This is a genomic window from Micromonospora globosa, from assembly GCF_000717585.1.
GTDB lineage: Bacteria > Actinomycetota > Actinomycetes > Mycobacteriales > Micromonosporaceae > Micromonospora > Micromonospora aurantiaca.
In genome coordinates, this window is record NZ_JNZR01000078.1 from 1 (window position 1) to 1,428 (window position 1,428).

General features: G+C 68.9%; 1 protein-coding gene. It reads right to left on the reverse strand.

The annotated features are described in order from the left end of the window. Positions 1 to 21: 21 nt before the first annotated feature. A complete protein-coding gene (locus IF06_RS0131690) occupies positions 22 to 1,260 on the reverse strand; it encodes an IS701 family transposase (RefSeq protein WP_030275456.1) in 1,239 nt (412 codons plus the stop codon). Between the last annotated feature and the right edge of the window lie 168 nt (positions 1,261 to 1,428).

A 1,428-nucleotide genomic window follows, 5' to 3' on the forward strand; every position in this document is an offset into this window, starting at 1 on the left:
TACTCCAGCCGGGGATTGTGATCACGGCTCGGTGAGGGCTTGTCGGGTGTAGTGGCTGGTCATGGCTTGGGCTTGGTGGCGTCGTCGGCGGATGGACCAGAGCAGTGGGTCCGCTCGGCGGCGGGTGGGTTCGATGATCAGGACGTGGAACAGGTGGCGTAGTTCGTTGACGGTCAGTCGGATCAGCCCGGCCGGTTGATGGTGGTGGTTGGCGGTCGCGGCGGCGAGGAATGCGTGGGCGAGGATCACCAGGGTGGTCCAGCGGTGCCATGACGTCCAGCGGCGGTGTTGGTGCTGGTCGAGGCCGAGTCCGGTCTTCGCGGCCTGGAACGATTCTTCGATTTTCCAGCGGCGGCCGGCGACCGTGACCAGGCGGTGGAGTGGGACGGGTTGCGGTGACCAGCAGCGGTAGAAGGCCAGTTCACCGGTGCGGCGGTTGCGGCGGGTCAGGAGCCAGTGGTGTCCGCCGTGTGCGTCGGTGGCGTGCGGTAGGGCGGTGTAGGACCAGTCGTACCAGCGGTGGCCTTTCGCGCCTCGGCCGGCGGAGATGCGCTGCCAGGCGGTGGTGGGAAGACCGGTGGCCAGGGCGTCGACGCGGTGGACGCCGAGGCTGGTGGTGACCTGGTGGGAGCGGGCCACGGCCAGGACGTAGCCCAGGCGCAGCTGACGTAGCCGGGCGGCCAGGCGTGGATCGTTGCCGTAGGCCTCGTCGCCGGCCACCCACCCGCACGGCAGCCCGGCGGTGACCGCGGTGGTGATCATCCGGGACGCCAGCTGCGGTTTCGTGGCGAACCGCACCTGCTCGGGGACACCGGCCCGTGTCCGGCGTTCGGGGTCGTCGCACCAGGATTTCGGCAGGTAGAGGGCCGCGTCGAGCATCGCGTGAGCGGTGTCGGTGGCGTAGACGAGGTGCACGGCGAGCTGGCAGTTCTCGATCTTCCCGGCCGTGCCTGAGTACTGCCGCTGGACACCGACGGTGTGCCGGCCCTTCTTCAGGTCCCCCGTCTCGTCGATGACCAGCACCGCCTCGGTATCACCGAGGTGCTGGGCGACGAACTCGCGGACATCGACACGAACGGCGGCGTCGTCCCAGCGCACCCGGGTCAACAGGTCCTGCATCCCGTCCGGGCCGCTGTCACCGGCGTGCTCGGCGATCGTCCAGCAGTTCTTCGACGGTAACGGCGCCAGCAGGCCCCGGACGAAGTCACGCACCCGACGGCGAGGCTCGGGCCTGCGGAAACGTCCCCCGACCGTCAGCATCAGGCCGTCGAACAACACCCGCCACCGCTGAGCGTCTACCCTGTATCCCGCAGCCACCGCCGCGTCATGGTCAGTCCACACAACCGCCCATGATCGACGGTGGCTGCACCCGTTCACACACCACACCAAGCCCCAGCTCAGCCAAGGTCAACATCCCCGGCTGGAGTA

Bases quoted from the DNA above. Each gene is read 5' to 3' on its own strand.
- IF06_RS0131690 (WP_030275456.1), bottom strand. From the start codon at position 1,260: ATGCTGACGGTCGGGGGACGTTTCCGCAGGCCCGAGCCTCGCCGTCGG.